This is a genomic window from Enterobacter cloacae complex sp. P17RS (assembly GCF_014895885.1).
Taxonomy (GTDB): Bacteria; Pseudomonadota; Gammaproteobacteria; order Enterobacterales; family Enterobacteriaceae; genus Enterobacter; species Enterobacter bugandensis.
The window spans coordinates 1-350 of the sequence record NZ_JADBQK010000040.1 but is presented as its reverse complement, the minus strand read 5'-3'; the positions used below and the strand labels follow the sequence as shown (position 1 = coordinate 350).

Here is a 350-nt window from a genome sequence, read left to right as displayed (position 1 = left end):
AGCGACGGCTGGCTGCTGCCTTTCGGCGTTACCACCACCCGCACGCTGTAGCCCGCATAGCTGTCTGGAAGCGTAAACGTTCTTGCCGTGCCGCCTGCAGCATTCTTCCATGTTGCACCATCCTGCCATTGCCACTGGAAGCTGGAGGCGTCCGTCCCGGAACCGTTTGCCGTGAAGGTGTATTCCGCACTCAGGGTCTGCCCCACCTTCGGCGTGCCGGAGATATGCAGATTGGTTATTGACGGCGCACCATAGGCATCCACCGCCGGGCTGTGCTGTGTATCGCCCTGCAGCTGAGGCTGGCTGCTGCCCTCCGGAATTACCGTCACTTTAATGCTGTAACCCGCGTC

Annotated in this window: 1 protein-coding gene; it reads right to left on the bottom strand. The window is 60.9% G+C overall.

Annotated features, from left to right (window positions below):
• On the bottom strand, window positions 1-350 hold a 350-nt coding region (locus IM265_RS21590; RefSeq protein ID WP_193056024.1), incomplete at both ends, for a hypothetical protein.